The organism is Mesorhizobium prunaredense, from assembly GCF_900156895.1.
Lineage (GTDB): Bacteria > Pseudomonadota > Alphaproteobacteria > Rhizobiales > Rhizobiaceae > Mesorhizobium > Mesorhizobium prunaredense.
On the sequence record NZ_FTPD01000066.1, the window covers coordinates 1 to 4,064 of the forward strand.

At 59.5% G+C, this 4,064-nt stretch carries 5 protein-coding genes; all 5 read left to right on the forward strand.

The genetic code is table 11. The features are described 5' to 3' along the window. Positions 1–654 (forward strand): hypothetical protein (locus BQ8794_RS29175; RefSeq protein WP_210189876.1); only part of this gene is annotated, 654 nt, incomplete at its 5' end. A 5-nt stretch (positions 655–659) separates the two neighbouring features. After that, a complete protein-coding gene (locus BQ8794_RS37510) occupies positions 660–857 on the forward strand; it encodes a hypothetical protein (protein ID WP_077382332.1) in 198 nt (65 codons plus the stop codon). Between the two features lie 587 nt (positions 858–1,444). After that, complete coding sequence (locus BQ8794_RS35845; protein WP_167378883.1) at positions 1,445–1,783, forward strand: hypothetical protein; 339 nt, start codon at positions 1,445–1,447, stop codon at positions 1,781–1,783. A gap of 389 nt (positions 1,784–2,172) precedes the next feature. Continuing rightward, complete coding sequence (locus BQ8794_RS29190; protein ID WP_077382338.1) at positions 2,173–2,403, forward strand: helix-turn-helix domain-containing protein; 231 nt, start codon at positions 2,173–2,175, stop codon at positions 2,401–2,403. 342 nt (positions 2,404–2,745) lie between these two features. Then, positions 2,746–3,474: a hypothetical protein gene (locus BQ8794_RS29195; RefSeq protein ID WP_244555148.1), complete on the forward strand. Its 729-nt coding sequence runs from the start codon at positions 2,746–2,748 to the stop codon at positions 3,472–3,474. Positions 3,475–4,064: the final 590 nt, after the last annotated feature.

Below are 4,064 nucleotides of genomic sequence, written 5' to 3' on the forward strand. Positions count from 1 at the left end.
CCTGCTACCGGGAAGCCCTTCGGGGCTCCGGCAGCGGTGCTGCGGGTGGACAAGATCAATGGTTCGGTGACGGTGCGCGTTGCCGGATACCAGGGCAACCTGCCGCCGGCAGAGCAAAGTGGCGGCTTCGGTGAGCGCGTTCAGGTGCAAGGCATTGGGACCGAACGGAGCGAGTGCGACGAGGGCTTCGGACGAACGATCTCAAGCGCGCGGTCGTCCGCCGAAGTGGACCGGATGGGCGAAAGCGGCGTGCGGTTCGTGTTCGATGTTTCGGCCCAGGGCGGCCATTACCGCACATCCTCCATCGGCAGTTGCATCGGGAACCGCCCGCTCGGGAACGAGCCGCACGACACACAATCGTCGGCAGAGGCGAACCTGGAAGCGCAGATGGATTTTACCGCCGGCAGTAAGCCGGTCGAATTCCTCTGGAGGAACATGGCAGGGGCGAGGCTCGACGTCGTCGGCGTGACGGCAGCCGATACGGCATCCGGTGATGCCGGGTTCGGCGTGAATCTCTCCGGCGAGGGTTCCCACACCTTCAACTTAAGCCCGGGAATCCGATACCAGGCCGTCATCAGGCACCGCTCCGTGGCCGAGGCCGCAGGCGCTTCCCTGCAGCGGATCACTGGGGACGGGCAGGTTACGCTGCGCTAGCCAGGATGACGCGTGGCACCCCTGCCGGCGGCGCGCCTCCAAAGGCCGATCATGGCTTTGATGTCGACGCTCAGGGTCTGGGAATGCTGAAGGACGCACGCCTTATCAGCTCATCCGCCAAACCGGACCGATCGCGGACCGAAGCCTTCGAGTTCGAATTCTACGAAGAAGGACTGCGGGCCTATGCCTTCACCTTTGGATAGCAGCTGATTTGGTCCATCTTCGCGGTAAGTTGCGACATCGGGATGTCCGTAAATCGACCGTTTTCAGGACAGGGTTGCGCAAAAATCACTGCCATGGAACTAGCGCTCTCCTGCGGCACGCTCGTCTGGCACTGATGCCAAAGTATTGGCAACACCATCGTGCAATAGATCGACCTCCAAATACCTTATATGTCCTCTGCACCCAAATAAGCAGATTTGTGGACAGGAGTTCGCATCATGATCCTGTGGTCTCTCATCACGCAGCCGGCATCAGCCTTCGCGAACTGGTTGCACCTCGCTACAGGCCCGAGCTCCACTACATGCGCGGTCCCGGCCCAGCTTACACGCGCCGCGCGGTCATGGTCGGGGCGAGAAGCGGTTCGGCAGACTGTAATCTCTGGCCGCTCTGCCGTCATATTGTCATATCGGTTGCGTCGTTGACAACCGCCGCAAGACCACACCCAGCGAGGCATGACGCTGCTGGCCCTGGTCGCCGCCGCACTAGTCGCCGCTACACTGGTCGGCTTCCTCCTGACATCCGATGCGATGGCGCATCATGCGTTGCCAACCGCTGCGCAGCCGCAGGGATGGTCTTATCCTTCTCTCGTTGGTCCGGCTACGATTCCCGAGAAGTTGCTGACAACGAGATCGGAGAGCAACCGGAAGGGTATGTCATCAAGTGGATGGGCGAAGTGATCACTTACGCAGAAGGCTGGCAGACGCTCGTCGTCGTGCGCGCGCCACAGCCTTTCGCAGAGGCACTCTCGAAGCTGCCGGACTATGACCGCAAGCGGATCGCCGAGGCCGCGTCAGCAAGCGCCCTCAGAGTGGGAACATGGGGATCGGAGGCGTGGGAATCGGCGTTTCCCTTGGCGTTGACACCCGCGATGTCCGCTTCTGGAGGGCGGCAGGGGCCAGCTGAATGACCTAGGCGCGAAGCAGTCATCGCCTGACGCGGTCGGAGCATTTTTTCGGCCATCGGTCGCTGCCAACGCTACGCTGGGGTGCTCCCGACGGCTCGGCAGTAACCAGCGTGGTGGCGCGTGTTACCTCTGCCTTCGGAGGGCCCTGCCCGGAGCATCAGACTATTGATCCCACTTCCCTCCGGCCTTTTTCTAGCCGGCAGCCCGCGATGGTCCTACCGTGGTCAGAACCCGCTTTCAGTCTTTGGCGAAGTTGCCGTAGAGATGCGTGACGCGCCGGTATCGACAGATGTTCTCAATGAAGATGCCTTCGACCCCGAGCGTAGGAGGTCGTCTCCGTTCATCACTCGCGGACCCGATCATCCCAACCGAGACTTGGTTTGAGGTAGAAGATGACGGAACCACTGTATCTGACACCGGAGGAAGTGAGCGAACGTTTTCGCGGCGCTATCTCGGCCGGGACATTGGCCAACTGGCGAGCAATGCGCGTCGGGCCAGCTTTCGTGAAGATTGGAAAGTCCATCGTCTATCCCGTGGCCGACCTAAACCAATGGGCAAATCAGCAAACCGTTAGGTGCCACGCGACAAATCGACTCAACGGGAAGGAACATGAGCAATCGTGAACCTCGTCGAATAGAGTTCCCTACCCACCCCAGAAACCGCCCTCACTAACTTCGCTATCGCAATTTTCCGCATAATTATCCCGCTCGATACCCGTCGGGCATGCACTCTCACGCACCATCACAATTCGCAATGAAATCAGGTGCTTGCGTGGGTCTCTGCACGCCTAGAAACGACTTCTGCGACGGCCATAGCAGCAAAAAGTGGGTGCGAGGCAGAAAGTTCGAAAGGCTTCCAAGAACCCCCAGCCAACAATTCCACACAAAAATAATGATATGGTGGAGAAATTGGCCCTTGATTTTTTGCAGCTCTAAGCTTCTGAGAGGTCCTGCACGAGGCGCGTCATGCCCACCGATAGCCAGTACATTCTCGAAAGCATCAAGCAGCGATGCGTGATGCTTTCCGATGACGAGTTCGTCATAGACAGGTTGGTGAAGTATTTCGGCAATGGCAGGATCCGCTGGCACGTCGAATTCCGTGGGCATCGCATCGAGCTGACGACCGGCCAACTCAAGAAGCAGCCCGCCTTCCGCAGGAAGATACTCGAACAGGCTGGCGTGCTGCCGCCCCAGCGTGCCGGGGCCAGTTACAGGCGATGGGCACTCGATCTGAGGAAGAATGCCATCGAGCTTCCCTGGCGGGACAGGCCGGTCGATGCCGATTTCGCCATTGACAGGCTCACCAGCCACGGAGATGGGCGCTGGACCGTTGAATACCAGGGCAGGTCAATCAAGTTCACGTCAATCAAACTGCGCAGGCAAGTCAGTTTCCGCAAACGCATGCTGGCCAAGGCCAGGGTGCTGCCGCCCGAGTTGGCACCGTCTGCTTATCGAAAGTGGATGGACTGGCTCATTCACAACGCATCCGAGGCTGCGCCGCTGGCCGGCGAGGCCTCGATGCCAGAGAAAAGCTGGCTTGACGATCTGCCAGAGCTAGCCGGCTGGCAAAATGAAGCACCGCCCAAGCGACCAGCTAGGGCGGCAGTTTCCAAAGCAGAAGCAATCGAGTCAAGGGGGCAGCGGAAGGTGTCCCGCTCGATGCAAGTACGATCCGCTCAGATCGATATGGCCTAGGATTCGCCGTTGCTTAGTTTTCATTGTTCCTTCGAAACTTCGCCGGGAGATGCGCCGCAGCACAACACCGCGGCGATAAACAGGGACGGATATCACGGCGAACATTCGCGTTGGAGAAGGTCAAAGCCTTTGGCAGCAGTGCGCCCGAAAAGGGCTGTCGGCGGCTCCGTCGTGGGAACGAAAAAAGACGAGAAGCCGAACTTTCGTGTGCGATTTTTGCACACGCTATCTTGTAAGTAGCTGATTTAATTTAACTATCATCCCCATCCATCAGCGGCGGTTGGCCGCTTGCCATCCGTCTGAACAGGTTTCGGCTCTAGCTTTTTGGATGGGCCCTACTTTCAGCGCAGATCGCCGCACTGCGTCGCCCCGTTCCGGTTCGCGAGCGCTATGACCGCAACGGTGCCGAAGAACGAACCCGCTGCGCGGGAGGGCGCCTGCGGTTGAGGTAGAGATCAGGGACCGGTCGTCGCGCCTGCATTGAGCGTTGTTCGGCGGCGGCAGAGCATGGCGGGCTTCTTCAACAAGGAGGCTGACCATGCCCTATCCTGTTCTTGATGCACCTTTCAGTCCACTTCGTCAGCGGCTGA